The organism is Actinacidiphila cocklensis (assembly GCF_907177275.1).
GTDB classification, from domain to species: Bacteria; Actinomycetota; Actinomycetes; order Streptomycetales; family Streptomycetaceae; genus Actinacidiphila; species Actinacidiphila cocklensis.
Genome location: NZ_CAJSLV010000076.1, coordinates 34,196 through 53,026 on the forward strand (window position 1 = coordinate 34,196; position 18,831 = coordinate 53,026).

At 70.2% G+C, this 18,831-nt stretch carries 17 protein-coding genes and 3 pseudogenes; 8 read left to right on the forward strand and 12 right to left on the reverse strand.

Annotation, left to right across the window (positions count from 1 at the left end):
* Nucleotides 1-15: 15 nt before the first annotated feature.
* Nucleotides 16-603 carry an NADPH-dependent FMN reductase gene (locus NFU81_RS28070; RefSeq protein ID WP_251495610.1) on the reverse strand — a complete coding sequence of 196 codons (588 nt, stop codon included), beginning with the start codon at nt 601-603 and terminating at the stop codon, nt 16-18.
* A gap of 87 nt (nt 604-690) precedes the next feature.
* Here NFU81_RS28070 and NFU81_RS28075 point away from each other — a divergent pair, with 87 nt between their 5' ends.
* A complete protein-coding gene (locus tag NFU81_RS28075; protein ID WP_251495612.1) occupies nt 691-1,179 on the forward strand; it encodes a MarR family winged helix-turn-helix transcriptional regulator in 489 nt (162 codons plus the stop codon).
* Nucleotides 1,180-1,278: 99 nt separating this feature from the next.
* On the opposite strand, the gene NFU81_RS28080 is transcribed toward NFU81_RS28075, so the two are convergent.
* Nucleotides 1,279-2,130, reverse strand: coding sequence for an inositol monophosphatase family protein (locus tag NFU81_RS28080; protein WP_251495614.1), 852 nt, complete (start codon nt 2,128-2,130; stop codon nt 1,279-1,281).
* Between the two features lie 1,027 nt (nt 2,131-3,157).
* On the opposite strand from NFU81_RS28080, the pseudogene NFU81_RS41370 reads away from it, so the two are divergent.
* A pseudogene (locus NFU81_RS41370) lies at nt 3,158-3,376 on the forward strand (Mu transposase domain-containing protein); the annotation flags it as partial.
* 124 nt (nt 3,377-3,500) lie between these two features.
* Nucleotides 3,501-4,487, forward strand: coding sequence for an IS21-like element helper ATPase IstB (istB, locus tag NFU81_RS28090; protein WP_251495617.1), 987 nt, complete (start codon nt 3,501-3,503; stop codon nt 4,485-4,487).
* Nucleotides 4,488-4,498: 11 nt separating this feature from the next.
* Here the strand turns inward: istB and NFU81_RS28095 are convergent, their stop codons facing one another.
* The 3 genes from NFU81_RS28095 to NFU81_RS28105 form a co-directional block, all read right to left on the reverse strand.
* The gene (locus NFU81_RS28095) at nt 4,499-4,903 is read right to left on the reverse strand and encodes a hypothetical protein (protein WP_251495619.1); all 405 of its coding nucleotides are present in this window, start codon (nt 4,901-4,903) and stop codon (nt 4,499-4,501) included.
* Between the two features lie 106 nt (nt 4,904-5,009).
* Nucleotides 5,010-5,780, reverse strand: coding sequence for an orotate phosphoribosyltransferase (pyrE, locus tag NFU81_RS28100; RefSeq protein ID WP_251495621.1), 771 nt, complete (start codon nt 5,778-5,780; stop codon nt 5,010-5,012).
* Nucleotides 5,781-6,425: 645 nt separating this feature from the next.
* A complete protein-coding gene (locus NFU81_RS28105) occupies nt 6,426-6,908 on the reverse strand; it encodes a hypothetical protein (protein ID WP_251495623.1) in 483 nt (160 codons plus the stop codon).
* 172 nt (nt 6,909-7,080) lie between these two features.
* Here NFU81_RS28105 and NFU81_RS28110 point away from each other — a divergent pair, with 172 nt between their 5' ends.
* Complete coding sequence (locus NFU81_RS28110) at nt 7,081-7,275, forward strand: hypothetical protein (protein ID WP_251495625.1); 195 nt, start codon at nt 7,081-7,083, stop codon at nt 7,273-7,275.
* Nucleotides 7,276-7,288: 13 nt separating this feature from the next.
* Here the strand turns inward: NFU81_RS28110 and ku are convergent, their stop codons facing one another.
* The gene (gene ku, locus NFU81_RS28115) at nt 7,289-8,200 is read right to left on the reverse strand and encodes a non-homologous end joining protein Ku (protein ID WP_479688510.1); all 912 of its coding nucleotides are present in this window, start codon (nt 8,198-8,200) and stop codon (nt 7,289-7,291) included.
* Nucleotides 8,201-8,337: 137 nt separating this feature from the next.
* On the opposite strand from ku, the gene NFU81_RS28120 reads away from it, so the two are divergent.
* The 4 genes and pseudogenes from NFU81_RS28120 to NFU81_RS41380 all read left to right on the forward strand — a co-directional run.
* Nucleotides 8,338-8,625: a hypothetical protein gene (locus tag NFU81_RS28120; protein ID WP_251495629.1), complete on the forward strand. Its 288-nt coding sequence runs from the start codon at nt 8,338-8,340 to the stop codon at nt 8,623-8,625.
* Nucleotides 8,626-8,780: 155 nt separating this feature from the next.
* A pseudogene (locus NFU81_RS41375) lies at nt 8,781-8,945 on the forward strand (Acb2/Tad1 domain-containing protein); the annotation flags it as partial.
* Nucleotides 8,946-9,010: 65 nt separating this feature from the next.
* The gene (locus NFU81_RS28125) at nt 9,011-9,487 is read left to right on the forward strand and encodes a hypothetical protein (protein WP_251495631.1); all 477 of its coding nucleotides are present in this window, start codon (nt 9,011-9,013) and stop codon (nt 9,485-9,487) included.
* 42 nt (nt 9,488-9,529) lie between these two features.
* Nucleotides 9,530-9,637 (forward strand): annotated as a pseudogene (locus NFU81_RS41380) (helix-turn-helix domain-containing protein); the annotation flags it as partial.
* A gap of 368 nt (nt 9,638-10,005) precedes the next feature.
* On the opposite strand, the gene NFU81_RS28130 reads toward NFU81_RS41380, so the two are convergent.
* The 6 genes from NFU81_RS28130 to NFU81_RS28155 all read right to left on the reverse strand — a co-directional run.
* The gene (locus NFU81_RS28130; RefSeq protein ID WP_251495633.1) at nt 10,006-10,944 is read right to left on the reverse strand and encodes an aldo/keto reductase; all 939 of its coding nucleotides are present in this window, start codon (nt 10,942-10,944) and stop codon (nt 10,006-10,008) included.
* Between the two features lie 518 nt (nt 10,945-11,462).
* Nucleotides 11,463-11,669 carry a hypothetical protein gene (locus tag NFU81_RS28135; RefSeq protein ID WP_251495635.1) on the reverse strand — a complete coding sequence of 69 codons (207 nt, stop codon included), beginning with the start codon at nt 11,667-11,669 and terminating at the stop codon, nt 11,463-11,465.
* A gap of 529 nt (nt 11,670-12,198) precedes the next feature.
* Nucleotides 12,199-14,364: a glycogen debranching protein GlgX gene (gene glgX, locus NFU81_RS28140; protein ID WP_251495637.1), complete on the reverse strand. Its 2,166-nt coding sequence runs from the start codon at nt 14,362-14,364 to the stop codon at nt 12,199-12,201.
* A gap of 163 nt (nt 14,365-14,527) precedes the next feature.
* Nucleotides 14,528-16,219 carry a ricin-type beta-trefoil lectin domain protein gene (locus NFU81_RS28145; RefSeq protein ID WP_251495638.1) on the reverse strand — a complete coding sequence of 564 codons (1,692 nt, stop codon included), beginning with the start codon at nt 16,217-16,219 and terminating at the stop codon, nt 14,528-14,530.
* A 721-nt stretch (nt 16,220-16,940) separates the two neighbouring features.
* Nucleotides 16,941-17,837: a DUF1295 domain-containing protein gene (locus tag NFU81_RS28150; protein WP_251495640.1), complete on the reverse strand. Its 897-nt coding sequence runs from the start codon at nt 17,835-17,837 to the stop codon at nt 16,941-16,943.
* On the reverse strand, nt 17,834-18,831 hold a 998-nt coding region (locus NFU81_RS28155; protein ID WP_251495642.1), incomplete at its 5' end, for an SAM-dependent methyltransferase. The genes NFU81_RS28150 and NFU81_RS28155, both read right to left, overlap by 4 nt.

Sequence of the window (18,831 nt, forward strand, 5' to 3'; positions counted from 1 at the left end):
CCAGACAATCGGGCCTCATGCAGCCGCGGCTGTCCGCGCCCTAGCCTCACGGACCCCGCGCAGAGCGCCGGACCAGGCGATCACCTGGTCGAGCATGCCGCCCACAGCGGTGTCGAGGCCCTCCTGGGGGACGAAGGTGCCGGTGTGGAACGAGGGGTGTGTCGAGATGGTGGGCTGTGCCCGGACCGTGGCCACCTGGAGTTCGGCGAGGACGAGCCGCAGCGCCTCGGCGGCCCGGGCCCCGGAGACCCAGCCGCCGTAGCTGATGATCCCGGCGGCCTTGTCGTTCCACTCCCGGTAGACGTAGTCCAGGGCGTTCTTCAGCGCTCCGGGGTAGGAGTGGTTGTACTCGGGAACGAGGAACACGTAGCCGTCGAAGCTGTCGACGAGTGCCCCCCAGGTACGGGTGTGGTCGTGCTGGTACTGCTGGAGGTTCGGGTTGCCGGGCTCATCAAGGTTGCCGAGGTTGTGGTCGGCGAGGTCGATGAGTTCGTACTCGGCTCCGCCGTGGGCACGGGCGGCTTCCAGTGCCCAGGCGGCGATCTGGTCGCCGCGGCGTCCGGGGCGGGTGCTTCCGAGGATGAGCGCGATGCGGAGTGACATGTCTTCCTTCCGAAAGAGTTGACGTGTCAACTCTAGATTGCGAAGAGTTGAAGTGACAACTCTGCTGGTCGCGGTATCCTCGGCGGCATGACGGAGACTCGACCGCTGGAACCCCAGGAATGGGAGTTCTGGGACCTCTGGATGCGCGCGCAACGGCTGCTCGCCAGGGAGCTGGAGCGTGATCTGCAGCGCGAATGCGACGTCTCGAAGGCCGAGTTCAGCATGCTGGTGACGCTGTGGCAGGCTGCTGGTCGCGAGATGCGTGTCGGCGAACTCTCCGAGTCGCTCGACTGGGACAAGAGCCGCGTCTCACATCAGCTGACGCGCATGGAAAAGCGCGGCTTCGTCAAGCGCACCAAGTACGGGATCGATGGTCGCCGCGCGGGGATCGGGCTGACCACCGAGGGGTGCCGCGCCGCCCAGAGCGCCATCCTCGTGCACGGCGGCAACATCCGCCGCTACGTCCTCGACTCACTGACCCCCGAGCAGGCATCAGTCATCCGGGCATGGAGCGAGCAAGCGGTCGATCGCCTTGAGTCGCGCCGCGGCGAGACCGCCAGCGACGGTGCGTCCTAGATCCCGCCCTCCATTACCTCGTAGAAGCCTGCGGCCCTGGACGTTGTCAGACGGGCCCCATCGACGACCTCCCATCATCGTCACCCTGAAGCGCCGAGGTCAGTAATCACCATGCGTGAGGGCCTGAACGTCGCGGTTACGTGGCAAGCCCTTCACCAACTGCAAGAACTCCTCATGCAGCCGACCGTTGGTGGCCAGCACCGACATGTCGCCTTCCAGTACGGACGCTCCGCCCAGGTCGGTTACCAGGCCACCCGCCTCGGTGACGATGACCGGCATCGGAGCGACGTCCTCGTAACCCAGCGGCGGACCGGCAATGACTCCGGCATCGGCCCGGCCCGTCACCAGGGCTACGATCACGCCCGTTGAGGGCACCAGGAAGACCCGGCGGTGGAGAGCGGAAAGGAGTTCCTCCGGCCATCCGGCAGGATTGTGCATCATCGTCCTTGCCCCGCCCAGACCAGTCCGCTCCGTGACCCACGCACGGCGGCCAGATCGCAGGTCCGGGTCCCGACCGGTCAGCACCCAGCAGCCCAGACCGCGACCCGCCACAATCATCAGCTGACTCATGGGCATGTTGATCACGCCGACAGCTGGACCGTATTCGTCCTCGTAGGCCAGATCGTTCGAGAACAGCGGAACCCGGTGAGTGAAGTACTTCGTGCCGTTGATGGGGTCGATGATCCATCGCCGCCCCGATAGCCCGCTGGCCGTACCTCCCTCCTCGCCGAAGATCCCGTCGTCCGGCACGTGCCGGCTCAGCTCGTCCCTGATCTGTTCCTCAACCGCCACATCGATCTCCGTGACCTCGGTGCCGTCCTCCTTGAGATGGCTCCGCCAGTGACCACTGATGAAACCTTGCGCCGACATCTGCCCGGCGCGACCGACCAGGCCAACGGCAAACTCCAGAAGCTCCCGATCAACGGGAGGAGCATCGAACGCGTAGTCCATCTGTCGAGCCTTTCACGGCCCCTCAGACCGTGAGTGGAGCCAGATCAACTTGCTGATGGCGCTATTTGAACTTCCTCAGGTGCTGCTGGGGAGTGGGGCAAACCTGCTGGGCTGAGTTCCCCACCCTTCGGGTGGTGTCGTCCGGCGTGTCGGGATGGCCGGGGTTGGGTGCGGCAAGCCTGCGTGAGCAACGAGTTGGGCCTCGTCGGAGAGCTGGGTGCTCACGGTGGAGGAAGACCTCGACGCGCACGCGCTGCGTCGCCAGGGCTGGACGATCTCGGCGATCGCCCGCCATCTGGGACGCGACCGCAAGACGATCCGCGCCTACCTGAACGGCGAGCGTGCGCCGCGGCAGCGCCGCCAGGCCCCGGATGCGTTCGTACCGTTCCTGGACTACTGCCGCCAACGGCTCGCCGACGACCCGCACTTGTGGGCCTCCACTCTCTTCGACGAGCTGGTCCAACTCGGCTGCCGGGGCGCCTATTCGACCTTCACGGGTGCGCTTTGCCGCTACCAGGTCCGGCCGCACTGCGAGCCCTGCCACGCATCGAAGGGCCGGGACCGGGCGGTGATCGAGCACCCGCCGGGCGAGGAGATCCAGTTCGACTGGATCGAGCTGCCCGAGCCGCCGACGGGCTGGGGTGTCGATGGCCACGCCCATCTGCTGGTGGGGGCGCTTGCGCATTCGGGCCGGTGGCGGGCGGTGCTGGCGGAGTCGGAGGACTTCCCGCACCTGATCCAGGCCCTCGACCAGGTGTTGCGCCGGCTCGGGGGGACCGTCCGGCGGTGGCGGTTCGACCGGATGGCGACCGTCTGCTACCCCTCCAGCGGCCAGGTCACCTCCGCGTTCGCCGGGGTCGCGAAGTTCTACGGCGTTCAGGTCGCGATCTGCCCGCCCCGTCGCGGCAACCGCAAAGGCGTGGTCGAAAAGGCCAACCACACTGCCGCGCAACGCTGGTGGCGCACGGTCCCTGACGGCATCAGCGTCGAGCAGGCCCAGACCGGCGTCGACAAGCTCGCCGTCCGGATGGACGAGCGCCGCCGCAGCGTCGACGGAGTGAAGGTGACTGTCGCGGAGCTCGCCTCTGCCGAGCCCCTGCTCTCGCCGCCCACCCTGCCCTTTCCGGCCGAGCTGGAGGCGGAACGGACGGTCAGCCCGCAGGCGCTGGTCTCCTTCGAGGGCAACTTCTACTCGGTCCCGCCCGGGATGCCGGGGATGCGGGTCACCGTCCGGCACCGGCTCGGCGAGAACTACCTGCACATCGTCACGGCCGGGCGGGCGGTGGTCGCCCGCCACGAGCTCGCCCCGCCCGGGGCCGGGCGGAGGGTCCGCGACAGCGGGCACGTGATCGCGCTGGAGCGGGCGGTCCTTGCGCAGGTCAGCGACCGGGCCCCCGTGCAAGACCAAGGCTCGCCGCCCGCTCTCACCCGCCGCGCTGGCCGAGGCCGCGCGGCTGCGCGGCCGAGCGGCCGGCGCCGGCTCGGCCGAGCGGGTCGTGATCAACCTCGACACCTATGCCGCCGTGGCCGACCGCACCCACACCCGAGGAGGAGACCGGCGAGTGAGCACGTCACCAGCCCACATGAGCGAAGCGCGCCGCTATTCGCAGCTGCGGGCACACCTGTCCTACCTGAAGCTGAACGACGCGTTCGAGGCCCTGCCCCGGGTGCTGGACCAGGCCCGGGGCGAGAACCTGTCGATGACGGCCGCGCTGGAGAGGTTGCTGGAGATCGAGGTCGAAGCCACCGAGGCCAGGCGCCTCGCCGCGCGGGAGCGGTTCGCCTGCCTGCCCGAGCCCTGGACCTTGTCCGACTTCGACTTCTCCGCCCAGCCCGGCGTCGACGAGAAGCTGATCCGGGACCTGGCCACCCTCCGCTTCCTCGACGACGCGTCCAACGTGTTGTTCGTCGGCCCGCCCGGGGTCGGCAAGACGATGCTGTCCGTCGCGCTCGGCCGGGCAGCCGTCGACGCCGGCCACCAGGTCTACTTCACCACCGCGGCCGAGCTCGCGGCCAAGTGCCACAAGGCCGCACTCGAAGGCCGGTGGAAGGCCTGCATGCGCTTCTTCGCAGGTCCCAGGCTTTTGATCATCGATGAACTTGGCTACCTCCCGCTGCCCGAGGACGGCGCCTCCGCGCTATTCCAGGTGATCAACCAGAGGTATCTGAAGTCGAGCACGATCCTCAGCACCAACGTCGGTATCGCTGAATGGGGACAGGTCTTCGGTGACGAAGTCCTCGCCACCGCCATCCTCGACCGCCTCCTGCACCACTGCGAAGTCGTCGCTATCAACGGCCCCAGCTACCGGCTGAAGAACCGCCTGAAAGCCATCGAGCGCGAGACAGAAGTCGCCTGATCCCAAGGCTCTCAGGCATGCCCCAGTTCCTCGCCCGGCGGAATGAAAGCGTCCGCGCTATCTGCATCCTCGACATGCCCATGAGCGTCCATGGTGATGGCCGTCGCCCGGCCGTGCGCGGTGATCAGCCACGCGAGAACCTGTTCCGTCAGCGGAGTCTTCCCGGGGCCCTCGTCCTTCCAGTACGCTCGCCACCCCCCTCCGGGCACCGCGGCTACGACCTGGTCAGCCTTCTCCAGGTGGGAGAAGTCCTCATAGTCTGTGACCGGACGCATGGCGCCTCGCTTGGGATCGACGACAAGAGCCGTCCCGGTTGCCGGATCCCACGCCTCCACCCGCACCATGCGGCCGGTCTCGGTCTCGGTGCCGTTGAAGATGGCGGTCCAGCCGGTCTGATTGAAGTAACGAAGATCCACCGCCCCATCATCTCGCACAGCGATGCCCGCACATCGGTGGCTTCTTGCCCTGCACGTTCATCCGTACCCACCGCTGCACATACGTGAGTACGCCGACAGCACTCGGTCAACGCGCGGTGGCGGTTCGCAGATCCTCCGCGGTCAGCAGCGACAGCAGGCTGATGCCCTCCGCCGCGAGGGCATCAGCACCGCCTTGCTCACGGTCGATCACGCACAGGGCCTCGCTCACGACGGCCCCCAGGACGCGCAGGTCGGCGGTCGACAGCACTATCTGTCCGCCGCTGGTCACCACGTCCTCGACCACCAGCACACGGCGGCCGGCCACTTCGGTTCCTTCAGCCAGCCGGCAAGTGCCATACGGCTTGGCCTGCTTGCGCACGAAGGCGCACGGCAGACCGGTGTGTCGGCCGAGCGCGGTCACCACCGGGATGCCGCCCATCTCCAGGCCGGCCAGGACCTCGGTTCCGGACGGCACGAGCGGGGCCATCCGCTGGGCGATCTCGTCGAGCAGAGCGGGGTCGCCCTCGAACCGGTACTTGTCGAAGTACTCGGTGGCAGTGCGTCCGGACCGGAGCGTGAACTGCCCGGTCAGGTGGGAGACGGCGTGGATGCGGCGAGCAAGATCAGAATTCGTCACAGGCATCCAGTCTTCCAGCCGACGAGCATGGTCTGCACACCGACTCCCCGCTCTTCGCTTCCCGCCCTCCCCACTCGATTCACGAGGGACCAACTGAGGCGAGCAGCAGCCGTGGTCGAAATCGCTCAGCCGCATCAGCCGCCAGCGCTCGAGTTGCCGCCGCGCAGGCACGCTCCGCCTCGCCCCCGCCCAGCTCCGGCCCGACGCCCGCCGCATCACCGTTGCCGGGATCACCAGCACGACCGCGTCACCCCCGCCACTGACAGCCCCCTGCGCACCTGGGCCTCCACCGACTCCCCCATCAGCACCGGAGACACCCGCGCCCGTCGCGCGCTACGGCATCTACCACCGAACTGCGGCCGGGCCAAACCGCGCAATGCGCAGATCCTCAACCCACGCGTTGTCCCACCCCGCCGTCGCGGGGTGGGACAAGGACCCGAACGACTGAGAACGGGGCAGCCTCGTGCACGCTGATAGGACTGTCGTCACGTTCCAGCGAGAGGGCCGCTTCGTCACGGCCCGCACCAGTAGCCCCGCATCCCCACAAGACGCCGTCGGCGAGGCCCGATCCGACTACCCGTACGAGTACCTCACCGGACCACTGCGCAGCGCGGCCTTGTCTGCAGCCACGCCCGTTCCGGCGGCAGTGCCACTCCGTTCTCCCCGCGCAGGCGGGGGTAGTCCGTGACGTGGCGAGGATCCTTTGGCAGGCCGCAACGATGGACCTACCACGTCATCTAGCCAGCCTCATGCGGCTCCGGCATTCGCTTCGTCGGTCTGCATGACGAACTCCAGGCCCGTGACCCCGACCGTCACGGCAAGCGCGCTCTTCGGGCACGGTGATCCGTCCACGTCGGCGTTGTCGTCGCCGGGGCTAAGCGAGCTTCAGCCGAGGGTCGCCGCGGCCTTGTCGTACTCGGCTGCCTGCGTCGGCGTCAGGTAGTGGCTCACCCGGATGACGACGGGGCCGTGTACGTAGTCGTACTCGGCGAACATCGGCATGCTCTTGGTGACGGCCTGGATGTACTTCGCCCGGGCCTTCGCGTCGTCGTTGCTGTCGAAGACCTCTATGCCGCCGCCCCATGACACGTCGTACTGGTCGGTCGCGACGATGTCGTCGCCCTTGACACGGCGGTCCTTGAACTTGATCGCGGACGTGTACTGGTGGGGCCTACCGAGGAGGTGGTTGCTGTCGTTCGCGGCCGTCACGGTCCGATTGAACGACGAGGTCGGCACTTCGGCGTGGATGGCGTTCCAGGCGCTAACGGCTGTGGTCAAGGTGCTGGACTGCGCCTTCGCGTTGCCGTTGCCGCGGTCTCCGCATCCGGCGAGCGCTGCGCCGAGAAGCGTGATTGCGGCGATAGTCATGGTGGTGCGGGTGCGCACGATCGTCCCCCTTGGTGGTGGTCTGGTCGGGGGTGAGCGTGGCAGAGGTGTACGCACCGTGTGGGCGCCGTGACCGTGCTGTGACGAAACGTCATCCGTCGGCGTGTCCCGGCGTTCCCTGCGCGCACACCGCCCACACCGGCACCATGGGGTTATGGCTGTGACATACGCGGTGATCGCCGAGTCAGAGGGTGAAGTGCACACCGCCCTGCAACAGCTCGTCGACGTCCTCGGCCTGAAGTGGGCGACACTGCCCGTGCCGCTACCCGGGCAGACGAAATGGCTCGGCAGGGTCACAACACCCACCGAGCCAGCCACAGTACGGACCGTCCCGGCCGTCGCGTCGTAACCGGCGCGCCCGATCAGCCGGCCCGCTTCCCTCCGCGGTTGGCCGGGGCCTTCGCGGTCTTCTTGGCGGGGGCCTTCTTCGCAGCCGTCTTCTTGGCGGGCGTCCGCTCCCCCATGTGGTGGACGTCGGCATCCTCGCCGCGGTTGGCACGGGCCTGCTCTGTGGCCCGCTGGAGGGCGGTCATGAGGTCGGTGACCCCGCCGGCTTCCCGCTCGGGTGCGGCGGGCATGGGCGGCGCCTTGTGGGCGGCCTTGGCCTCCAGGAGATCCTGGACGGCGGCCGCGTACTCGTCGTGCATGGTCTCCATGTCGAGGTCGCCGAGGACGCCGATGTAGTCGAGGGCCGCCTGGATCTCGTCTTCGGTGAGGTCGACGTCACCGCGGGGCCGGGCGTCGTCCGCGGACCGCAGCTCGTCCGGCCAGTGAAGGCGCTGCAGGACCAGCACCTCACCCTGGGCGTGGATGACCGCCAAGGTCTCCCCCGTACCCCGCATGGCCATCTTCCCGACCGCGCCCTTCCCGGCCCGGGCCAGAGCCTCACGCATCAGCACGTAGGGCTTGTTCGCCGCCGGAGACTGCGGGCTGAGGAAATAGGGGGTGCCGAACTGCTCCCCCGGAATCTCGCTCAGCTCGACGAAGCCCGAGATCTCCACGGTTTTCGCTGTCGGCAGCGGCAGGTCGTCGAGCTCCTGGTCCGACAGCGGCACCAGCGTCCCGTCCGGCGCCTCCCACGCCCGGCCGATCTCATCCATGCCCAGCGGGTGCGGGTCATCCTCCAGCTCACAGATCCTGCGGTTCCGCACCCTGCCACCGTCGTCCAGGTGGATCTGCCGGAAACCCACCTTGTGCGAGTGGGTGGCCGGCTGGACCTGGACCGGGATCGCGACCAGGCCGAAAGTCAAGGTTCCACTCCAGATCGGGGGCACGACGGCGTCCTCTCGCAAGACGGCCCCCGGAGGACACGCTAGGAGTAGGCGGCGAGGGCCGCAGGTCGGGCAGGGCCGGACGGGTGCTGCATCATTAGCCCGGCGCCCGCCCGTGACGCCACCCAAAGGAGAGGCCCATGAAGCCGAGGCTGACGCTGGAGGAGCACCAAGACCTGGGGCTGTCCCTGGCCTGCGTCAGGGACGAACTGCAGAAGCGGACCATCCAGCTCGCCAACGCCTACCCGCAGGCGGGACCGGAAGCAGTACCAGAGGAACTGCTCAAAGAGGCTCTGAAGACTCTGGAATCCGTGCGATACGAACTCGACAAGATGATGTTCGACGAGTACCCGGACGACGGCACACCGGAGGTCTACTACCCAGAGGATGGACAAAGGGCGACCTGGCGGCCACTCCGGCAGCGGTGACGCGACCACGGGAACCAGCAGGGCGTTACACGACGGATGAGCGCCCCCGCCCGTCGTAGGCGTGGCGCAGGTGGCTACCCTCACGCGCAGGCGCCCCTCCCCACGAGACCTGGGGAGGGGCGCCGCTTGCGTCAGGCCGCGACTGGAAGGCGCATCCGTCCGAGCGGCAGGAGGCGCACACCATCGTCCGTGAGCGCTGCGCCACGCTCGCCGGGTCGCTGGACGATCTGCTGCCCGAGGGCCGCGAGAAGGCACTGGCGATCACGAAGCTCGAAGAGGTCATGTTCTGGGCGAACGCGGCCATCGCGCGGAAGAGTTGACGGAATCGGTCACAGCACCGTCACACCGCCCCTGACTGTCAGTCCGATACGGCACGCTGACCCGCATGCGTACCCGTATCGCCGCCGCGACCACGCTCGCCGCCGTACTCCTCACCCTGACCGCCTGCTCCTCCAGCAGTGACGACAAGGCCGACCAGCCCGCCCCCGCCGGGAACACCGCGGCCGGCCCCGCGCCCGCCGCGGGCAAGCAGGACCCCGCGGCCGCCGATAAGACGGCGCTCACCCAGGCTGTGCAGGACTACACCACCAAGCTCTTCAACGGCGACCTCGACGGCTACGACCTCGTGTCCGCCCGATGCAAGCTCAACATGACGAAGTACGAGTGGGCCGTCCTCGCGAAGAAGGGCCACCACGACTACGGGTCCCAAGTCGCCACCGACATCCACATCGACGAACTGTCCGGGAACCTCGCCCGCGTCACCTACGGTGCCGGGCACATCCCCGCGATGGACCGCAAAGGGCAGCCCTGGACCCGCGAAGGCGGGAAGTGGCACTGGGACAGCTGCCAGACCGTCAGCTGACACCGCGCGCCAGGCGCGCACCCGCTCGCGAGGAGGTGACCCGTGGGAGCCTTCACGCCCGTCACCGACGAAGAGCGGGAGCGGATCCGCGAGCTGCACGCGCAGGGCCTCGGCTGCAACGAGATCGCCCGCACCATCGGCCGGGGCACCCGCACGGTCAGCATCCAGGCTGCCGCAATGGGCGTGACGTTCGCCAATGCGGAGATGACCGAGGTCGCCACCCGCGAACGCAAGGCCCAGCTCGCCGTACGCAGCATGGACCTCGCCGAGGCCCTCCAGGGAGAGGCCGAGCGGCTCACCGAGCAGATGCGGGAGCCCGCGAAGATCTACAGCTTCGGCGGCAAGGACAACACGTACGCCTACGAAGACGTACCCGAGCCGCCGGCCGACGCGAAGAAGGCCCTCATGGGAGCGGCCGGCGAGGAGGCCGGCGGTGAGCGCACGTCAGCCCCTCCCGCCGGCGCGCGCCACCGGTTTTCCCCTCCAGACCGGCACTCGGCCGGCGCCAGGAACCGCCGCTACCGCGCTTCGGCGAAGCGCGCCAGGTGCTCGTCGCCGAGCCGCACCTGGCGTGCAGCGAGTGCCTGCTCGATCTGTTCCACGCGGCTCGCGCCGACGATCGGGTCGATGCCCTGCCGCATCAGCCATGCGAGGACGACCTCGTTGCGAGTGGCCGACAGCTCGTCGGCGACCTCCTCCAGGACCGCGAGCACCCCGGCGGTCCCGGGGTGGTCATAGGTTTCCGGCAGGGGTTTGTCCGCACGCACGTACGAACCCCACATGAGCGAGCTGTACGACCACACGGAGAGTCCTTCCGACCGAGCGAGGTCCAAGTCCTCGGCGGCGAGCATCCGGTGGCCGGCCTCCGAGAGGGAAGTACTCGGGCGCGGCTGGACGAGCGAGTGGCGCAACTGCAGGGCGGTCCACGGCTCCGCACCCTGCTCCCGCGCGAGCGACCGGGCACGCTCGACGCGCCAGGCGGCATGGTTCGCCGCCCCGACCCGCAGGGCCACCCCCTTGGTGACCAGCTCGCCGAAGGCACCGACCGTCTCCTCCAGCGGAACGGTGCGGTCCTCGGCGTGTGCCCAGAGCAGGTCCACGTGATCGACGCCGAGCCGCTCCAGGCTCTCCTCCACACCAGCCCGGATGGCGCGGGCGGACAGCCCTTCGGCGCTTTCCGGCCAGGAGTGCGGGACCAGCGGATTCTGTCGGACCTTGGTTGCGATCCGCACCGCGTCACGCGCGCCCGGGCGTGCCCGCAGCCACGCGCCGATGACGCGCTCGCTCGCGCCGCCGACGCCACTGGGGTCGCTCCAGAAGGAGTAGCAGTTCGCGGTGTCGAGCCAGATGCCGCCGCCGGCGACGAAGGAGTCGAGGATCGCGAAGGCTCGGTCAGGGTCGACGCGGGTGCCGAAGTCCATCGTCCCGAGGACGATCTGGGGATCAGTGGTGTTCATGCCCTCCATGCTGGGATCTGGAGCGCGCTCCAGGTCAAGAGCCGTCGTGGCAGACGAAGCGCCCGAAGGCGCTCATGCTGCATGCATCGACCCCGAGCCCACGCCGGGCCGGCCGAGCCCGGCAGGTGGCCCGTGGCCGCCGGCTCGCCAGCGGCCCCAACCGCCCGACGTCCGCGCCCTCCGCATGGGTAGAAGCGTGCGGGTTCCGGCCTAGCTGACGGGATCTCATTCTCCGAGCGCTCGCAGTGCCGCATCCAACTGGCTAGCCCGCAGGCCAGTGTGGGTTCGGCATGCCGTCGTCGCTCATGTGCGCTCGCTGCCAGATCCCGTGCGTGAGGTGGTGGTACGTCGCCCGGAAGCCGTACGGCGCGACCATGGTGGCTACGGAGCAGGTGGGACGGCCCGGACGACGCCTGGCGCCAGGACCCGTCTCGCCACCAAGAGGGTGATGCAGGTCCGCAGCGCGCTGTGCCGGCGACGGAGGGGGAGGTGGGCGTCGTCCACGTACGCTCGGTGGGTCAGGAAGCCGGCCATCGTGCGGGTTCCAGGTCCAGTGCCCGTGCCAGGGCTGCGGTGACGGCGGCGGCGTGTGCCGGCAGGTGTTGTCCTGCCCAGGTTCCGGCAAGGCTGAGGAAGTCCAGCAGGTCCTGCTGCGCCCCGGCGACGAGCGTGCGTACCTGCTCTACCGGCAGCTCGATCACCCGAACGGGTTGCATCACGATCACACGGGGATAGTGCCGGATCCGCTGCCACACCCGCCACGGGCTTTCGTGCGGTATCGGGCTCGGGGTGGCCCGCCACCTGTCAGGACGCTGAGGACGAGTTCCGCGGCGATCTCGGCGTTGGACCTGCCGTGGGCGGCGAGCACGGTGATCTCCTGAATCGCGGGAGCCGGCGGCCGCGGCCTGGTGCCCCCGTCCGGTCCGTGAGACGCGCGTTTCGGCTGGTGGCGTGCGATCTGCCGACCGGGGTGAGCCGTGAGACGGTGGGTCGAAGGGCCTGTACGGCTGCGCGGTGAGGCCTGTGGCAAAAGCCGCGCCCAGGAGAGGACCTCACGATGAGAGCACTGGAGACGATCGGCTTCTCGCTGGTGGTGATCGCTTTCTCCGTGGCGACCCTGGTGTTCATGATGGGTGGCCCGAAGTACCGGCGTAAGGACTAGGGCGCGCCACCGCGGGGGGCGAGCCGGCCTCGGAGGTCCTGCGCCGTGCCCTCGCCCGGCGGTCGCGGCCCGCCGGGGAGGTGGCCACCGCTCTAGCGGGGCCTGAGCGGGCGGCGGGCGGCGTTCAGGGCGCGGCGGATACGGCCGGACCGGCGGCGCGGGCTGGTGAGGATCAGGGTCGCGCGGGGCGGGACGGACAGGGTGCCGCCCGCCTTGGCCTCGGTCTCGTCGGTGGTCTCCGCGCCGGTGGCGGTGTCCACGGCGACCTGCCACGCCTCCGCGTAGGCCCGGCCCGGCAGGACGAACTCGACGGGCTCGTGGTGGCTGTTGAGCAGGATCAGGAAGGAGTCGTCCACGATCAGGCCGCCGCGCGGGCCGGGTTCGGAGATGGCGTCGCCGTTGAGGAAGAGGGCGACCGCGTGGGCGTCGTCGCGGTGCCAGTCGCCCTCCGCCATGGTGCGGCCGCCCGGGGTGAGCCACACCGCGTCCCCGAGGCCGGGTCCCGGGGTGTCGCCGCGCAGGAACCGGCGGCGCCGGAAGACCGGATGGTCGCGCCGCAGCGTGATCAACCGCCGGGTGAAGTCGAGGAGTTCGCGTTGCCCGGCGTCGAGGTCCCAGTGGGTCCAGGACAGTTCGCCGTCCTGGCAGTAGGCGTTGTTGTTGCCGTGCTGCGTACGGCCGAACTCGTCGCCGTGGCTGATCATGGGGACGCCCTGCGAGATGAGCAGGGTGGTGAGCAGGTTGCGCTGCTGGCGGGCACGCAGGTCCAGGACGTCCTGGTCGTCGGTGTCGCCCTCGGCGCCGCAGTTCCAGGAGCGGTTGTGGCTCTCGCCGTCGCGGTTGTCCTCGCCGTTGGCCTCGTTGTGCTTGTCGTTGTACGACACGAGGTCGCGCAGCGTGAAACCGTCGTGGCAGGTCACGAAGTTGACGCCGGCCCGGGGCCGGCGGCTGTCGTCCTGGTAGAGGTCGGAGGAGCCGGTCAGCCGGGAGGCGAGATCGGGCAGCGTGGAGTTCTCGCCGCGCCAGAAGTCGCGCACGGTGTCCCGGTAGCGGCCGTTCCACTCGCTCCACAGCGGGGGGAAGTTGCCGACCTGGTAGCCGCCCTCGCCGACGTCCCACGGCTCGGCGATCAGCTTGACCCGGCTGACCACCGGGTCCTGCTGGACCAGGTCGAAGAACGCGGAGAGCCGGTCCACCTCGTGGAACTGCCGTGCCAGGGTGGCCGCCAGGTCGAAGCGGAAGCCGTCGACGTGCATCTCGGTGACCCAGTACCGCAGGCTGTCCATGATCAGCTGCAGCACGTGCGGGCTGCGCATCAGCAGCGAGTTGCCGGTGCCGGTGGTGTCGAAGTAGTGCGCCGGGTCGTCGTCCACGAGCCGGTAGTACGAGGCGTTGTCGATGCCGCGCATCGACAGGGTCGGGCCGAAGTGGTTGCCCTCCGCGGTGTGGTTGTAGACCACGTCCAGGATCACCTCGATGCCGGCCGCGTGCAGGGCCTTGACCATCGACTTGAACTCGGTGACCTGGCTGCCCCTGCCGCGGGCCGAGGCGTAGGCGTTGTGCGGGGCGAAGAAGCCGATGGTGTTGTAGCCCCAGTAGTTGCGCAGCCCGCGGTCGAGCAGGTGGCCGTCCTGGACGAACTGGTGCACCGGCATCAGCTCCAGCGTGGTCACGCCGAGCCCGGTCAGGTGGTCGATCACGGCCGGGTGCGCCAGTCCCGCGTAGCTGCCCCGCAGCTCCCGGGGCAGCTGCGGGTGCAGCTGGGTCAGGCCGCGGACGTGCGCCTCGTAGATCACCGACTCGTGGTACGAGTGGCCCGGCGGCCGGTCGTCGCCCCAGTCGAAGGCCGGGTCCGTCACCACGGACAGCATCGTGTGGCGAAGGCTGTCGGCGGTGTTGAGGCCCTGCGGATCGCCGAAGGGGTAGCCGAACAGCGACTCGTGGCCGTCCGCCTGGCCGTCGATGGCCTTCGCGTACGGGTCGAGCAGCAGCTTGGCCGGGTTGCAGCGGTGCCCGCGCCACGGCTCGTAGGGGCCGTGCACCCGGAAGCCGTAGCGCTGGCCGGGGCCGACGCCGGGCAGGTAGGCGTGCCAGATGAAGCCGTCGACCTCGGTCAGCGGTATCCGCCGCTCGCGCCGGCCCTGGTCGATCAGGCACAGCTCGACCTTCTCCGCGGCCTCGGAGAACAGCGCGAAGTTCGTTCCTGAGCCGTCGTACGTCGCTCCGAGCGGATACGCGCGGCCGGTCCACTTCTGCATGTCGCCGCCCCCCTCAGCCGGCCGCCCTCTGCGGCCGCAGGGGGCGTCTACCCCCCGGTCGGGCAGGTAGCTGGGCAACATCGCGTTGTTCTGCGGTCGATACCGGACCGTGATGCCGGCGGGCACGCGCCAGGTGGTGCCCGCCGGCACCCGGGTCCCGCTCTCAGGCCGGCGCGAACTTCTGGGCGCCCGACCCGTTGCAGTCCCAGATCTGCAGCCGCGTGCCGTTCGCGGTCGCGCCCGACGGCGAGTCGACGCACCGGCCCGTGGTCGGGTTGGACAGCGAACCGTCGGCGTTGGCGACCCAGTTCTGGTAGCCCCCGCCGTTGCAGGTGGCCAACTGGAGCTGCGTTCCCGCCGCGTTGACGCCGCCGGCGATGTCCAGGCACTTGCCCAGCGTGCGCAGGGTCTGGCCGCTCCAGGTCCACTTCTGGTCGAGTGAGGTGGCCTGCTGGCAGTCCCACAGCTGGACCGCGGTGCCGTCGCCGCCGTTGTCGTCGCCCGCCACGTCCACGCACTTGCCGCCGGGGCCGTAGATCGGGGTGCCGATGGCGAACTTCTGGGCGCCGGAGCCGTTGCAGTCCCAGATCTGCAGCCGCGTGCCGTTGGCGGTGGCACCCGACGGCGAGTCGACGCACCGGCCGCTGGCCGGGTTCCGCAGCGAGCCGTCGGCCTGCCGCACCCAGGACTGGTAGCCGCCGCTGTTGCACGTGGCGAGCTGCAGCTGCGTTCCGGCGGCGCTGTTGCCGCCGGCGATGTCCAGGCACTTGCCGAGGGTCTGCAGGGTCTGGCCGCTCCAGGTCCAGTGCTGGTCCTTGGCCCCGGACTGGCAGTCCCACAGCTGGACCGCGGTGCCGTCGCCGCCGTTGTCGTCGCCCGCCACGTCCACGCACTTGCCGCCGGGACCGGTGATCGTCTGGCCGCTCACCGTACCGCCGCCGCCTCCCCCGGAGCCGGGTCCCTTGTTGTACACGGCCACCGAGTCGACGACCAGCCTGCCGCCGGAGACCGTGGCCGCGTTCGGGCCGCCGCCGAAGGCGTCGGGGAAGCCGCCGCCGATCGCCAGGTCGTAGATGATGAAGAACGGGTGGTCGATCGCGTCGGACCAGGTCGTCGCGTCCACCTGGTTGGCGTTGACGGTGAAGAAGTTGTTCCCGTCGAGGTAGAAGCGGATCTGCTCAGGCGACACCGAGCGGTCGATCTCCGCCGCGTAGTCGTGGAAGCCGGTCTGGCAGCCGGAGCAGGCGCGCTCGCCCGAGCCGATGCCGGTCGACTCGTTGCACGGCCCGCCCGGGCTCACCCCGCAGTGGATGGTGCTGAAGTCGGAGCTGCGGCCGTTGATGTCCTCCATGATGTCGATCTCGCCGGACTTCGGCCAGGTCACACCGGAGCGCAGCGGCGCGCCGAGCATCCAGAACGCCGGCCAGTAGCCGGCCCCGTTGGCGGTGCTGACGTCGGGCTGCTGGAGGACGGACTCGATGCGGACGACACCGCCCGCCGGGGCGCCGAAGGTCGCGGCCTGGGTCTCCACCCGCCCGGACGTCCATCCGCCGCGCGGGTCGGAACCGGAGTGCTGCGCCTGGAGCACCAGGTGGCCCTGACCGTCGTAATAGACGTTCGAGGTGCTGCTGGTCATGGTCTCGATCTCGCCGGTGCCGAAGTTGCTGCCCGGCCCGGTGTCGTACTTCCACAGGCTCTGGTCGATGCCGGTGCCGGACGCACCGTTGAAGTCGTCGCTCCAGGTGAGCGTGAAGCCCGATGGCGTGGGGGGCACCGCCGCCTGGGCGTTCAGCGTCGCGGTGACGGTGGCGGCCACCGTCACCGCGACGACGGGCACCAGATGGAGCGCTCTCAACCACCCGCGGCGCCGTGCTCGTGCAAATGTCAAGCGCATGTCCGACCTCCGGGTCAGGCGTGATCTTGCGTGTCCGCTACGCCGCCGCCGGCGGGATGCCGCGGGGCGCATGGCGCTGACGTACGTCAGCCGGCCTCGCCGGGCAGGCGCCATGGAAGTGTCATGTACACAGCTTGTCGATCAGTCCTGGGTTCGACAAGACGCCCGGCCCGTCCACCCTCGCGCCGCACCGGTTTCAGCGCTGCCGGCACCCCTGAGAACGCGCTGAAACCGCGGTGAAGGGCCGGTCGGCGACGGTCTGCGGCATGACGACGACAGCCCCTCCCGGGGCAGCGGACACGGAGGGGACCACCATGGACGGCCTGCGACTGATCCGTCGGCACGCGGCGGCCTTCTGCCGCTTCGCCGGGCTGGGCAGCGGGGTCACCCTGGCGGCCTCGGCGGCGCTGGTCGTGCTGTCGCAGTGGATGCCGTGGATGGCGGCCAACGCGCTGACCACCGTCGTCTCCACCGTGCTCGCCACGGAGCTGCACGCCCGCGTCTCGTTCGGCCATGGCCGGCCCGGCCTGGCAGGCCACCTCAAGAGCGCGGCCACCATGGTCCTCGGCTGGCTGGCCACCTCCGGCGCGGTCGCCGCGCTGGCCGCGCTCCGTCCCGGCACCGGGGTCGTCCTGCAGCAGACGGTGTACCTGTCGGCCACCGCGCTGGTCGGGGTCGGCCGCTACCTCCTGCTGCGGCTGGCCGTGTTCGCGGACCCCGCCCCGATGCGGGCGCCCGCCTTGCGCAGGCGGGCGTACCAGCGGGGCGGGAGGGGGACGAAGCCGCTGGTGCGGGCCGTGTACTCGGCGTAGCCGGGGCGTTCGGCCATGTGCTGGTCGAGCAGGCGCTTGCCGCTGCCGAAGACCAGCAGGTACGACATCAGCAGCGGCGCGGGTGCGGAGACCGCCGCGGACTGCCGGCTGCCGCAGGCCGCCAGATACAGGCCCCACCACACGAGGAAGTCCCCGAAGTAGTTCGGGTGCCGGGTCCAGGACCACAGGCCCCGGTCCATGAGGCGGCCGTGGTGGGCCGGATCGGCGGTGAAGCGGGCGAGCTGGTGGTCGCCGACGGCCTCGCACAGGGTGCCGGCCGCCCAGAGCGCGGCGCCCACCGCGGTGACGGCTCCGGGCCGGGCGGGCACGTACTGCCCGGCCTGGACTGGCATCGAGATCAGCCAGACCAGGGCGCCCTGGGCCAGGTAGACCGTGCGCAGGGCGTAGGCGGTGCGGCTGCCTGGCGCCTTGGCGAGCAGCCGGTCGTAGCGCGCGTCCTCGCCGCGTCCCCAGCCGCGGCGGGCGATGTGCGCGGCAAGTCGCAGGCCCCACACGGCCGTCGCCGCGGTGATGAGATACCGCCGTGCCGGGTCCCCGTGCCCGGCCGACACCGCACATGTGACGCCGGCGACCGCGGTGAAAGCCACCCCCCACGCGACGTCCGCCCCCCGGTGGACGCCCTTGGCCGCACCGGCGGCGAAGGCGGCGAGCATCACCGCGAGGCCGGCGGCCGCGGACCAGCCCAGTCCCGCCGCGAAGGCCGCCCACGCGAAACCGTCTCCCGCGCTGCCCGCCGCCGCGTTCACGGGCGTGCCCCGTACCAGCGCGACGGCGTGCCGGGCATGCCGGACCTGCCGCCGGGTGCGGGGCGCACGGCGAGGAACTGGTCGACGCCCATACGCCGCTCGGCGAAGGCCAGTGCCGAGCCTGCCAGGTACAACCGCCATACGCGTGCCGTCGGTTCGCCGGCCAGGGCGGTGAACCGCGGCCAGTCCTCCTCCAGCGTCCGCAGCCAGGCCCTGATGGTGCGCACGTAGTGCTCCCGCACGGACTCCACGGACCGCACCTCAAGACCCGCGGACTCCAGCATGTCCACGGTCCTGCCGACCGGGCGCATGTGCATGTCGGGCGCGATGTACGCCTCGATGAAGGCGCCGCCCCCCGGTGCGGCCGAGGCGCGGGACATCTGCTGGACGAACAGCCGTCCGCCCGGGCGCAGTTGGCCGTGCAGCCGTGCGGCGAAGCCCGGGTAGTCGCGCTCGCCGACGTGCTCGCCCATCTCCACGGCGGACACCGCGTCGTACCCCGCTCCGGCGGCCGGGCCGATGTCGCGGTAGTGGCCCAGCCGCACCTGGACCAGGTCGCCGAGGCCCGACTCGCGGATACGGGACGCCACATGGTCGCGCTGCTCGCGGGAGCGCGTGACGGCGGTGACGTGCACCCCGTGCTCGCGGGCGGCGTACAGGGCGAGGCCGCCCCAGCCGCAGCCGACGTCCAGCAGGCGCGCGCCGGGGGTGAGCGCCAGCTTGCGGCAGATCAGTTCCAGCTTGTCGCGCTGGGCGTCGGCGAGTCCGTACCCGGGGTCGTCAGGCGCCGTCCAGTACCCGCAGGAGTACGCCATCGACGGGTCGAGCAGGGCCGCGTACCAGTCGTTGGACAGGTCGTAGTGATGGCTGATCGCGGCCCGGTCGCGGGCGGTGCTGTGCACCTGGCCGCTGAGGCGGGCGCGGGGTGCGCCGGGCGCGGGCGGCCGCGGCCCGAAGGCGCCCAGGCGCAGGGCGGCGCCGGCCGCCCTCGCAG

Bases quoted from the DNA above. Each gene is read 5' to 3' on its own strand.
- NFU81_RS28130 (WP_251495633.1), bottom strand. From the start codon at position 10,944: ATGAACACCACTGATCCCCAGATCGTCCTCGGGACGATGGACTTCGGC.
- NFU81_RS28080 (WP_251495614.1), bottom strand. From the start codon at position 2,130: ATGGACTACGCGTTCGATGCTCCTCCCGTTGATCGGGAGCTTCTGGAG.
- NFU81_RS28125 (WP_251495631.1), top strand. From the start codon at position 9,011: ATGCGTACCCGTATCGCCGCCGCGACCACGCTCGCCGCCGTACTCCTC.
- NFU81_RS28110 (WP_251495625.1), top strand. From the start codon at position 7,081: ATGGCTGTGACATACGCGGTGATCGCCGAGTCAGAGGGTGAAGTGCAC.
- NFU81_RS28120 (WP_251495629.1), top strand. From the start codon at position 8,338: ATGAAGCCGAGGCTGACGCTGGAGGAGCACCAAGACCTGGGGCTGTCC.
- NFU81_RS28105 (WP_251495623.1), bottom strand. From the start codon at position 6,908: ATGACTATCGCCGCAATCACGCTTCTCGGCGCAGCGCTCGCCGGATGC.
- NFU81_RS28075 (WP_251495612.1), top strand. From the start codon at position 691: ATGACGGAGACTCGACCGCTGGAACCCCAGGAATGGGAGTTCTGGGAC.
- glgX (WP_251495637.1), bottom strand. From the start codon at position 14,364: ATGCAGAAGTGGACCGGCCGCGCGTATCCGCTCGGAGCGACGTACGAC.
- NFU81_RS28070 (WP_251495610.1), bottom strand. From the start codon at position 603: ATGTCACTCCGCATCGCGCTCATCCTCGGAAGCACCCGCCCCGGACGC.